Origin of the sequence: Vallitalea maricola (assembly GCF_036985595.1) — a bacterium.
Classification (GTDB): Bacteria; Bacillota; Clostridia; order Lachnospirales; family Vallitaleaceae; genus Vallitalea; species Vallitalea maricola.
Genome location: NZ_BTPU01000387.1, coordinates 1 through 320 on the forward strand (window position 1 = coordinate 1; position 320 = coordinate 320).

Sequence of the window (320 nt, forward strand, 5' to 3'; positions counted from 1 at the left end):
GTCAATTCCACCAGTGATGATGATTAAGGTAACACCATATGCAATTGTTCCGATTACTGCAACTTGTTTAAAAATATTAATAATATTTGAAGTATTAATAAATACAGGTTTAATTAGGGTCATTACAATTACCATCAAAAATAGAATAATAACCATGCCATATCTATTAAATATCTCTCTTCTACCTTCTTTTGTCTTTAAAAAGCCTATCTTACCCATTATGTTTCCTCCTATAATTATTTAGTGGCATATTTCATAATTTCTTCTTGATTAGCTTCATCTCTTGCCAATTCTCCTGTGATCCTGCCTTCATGCATTAC

The 320-nt window shown here is 30.3% G+C and carries 1 pseudogene; it reads right to left on the bottom strand.

From position 1 onward, the window contains the following. Nucleotides 1–219 (bottom strand): annotated as a pseudogene (locus AACQ14_RS24410) (hypothetical protein); the annotation flags it as partial. Nucleotides 220–320 lie beyond the last annotated feature (101 nt).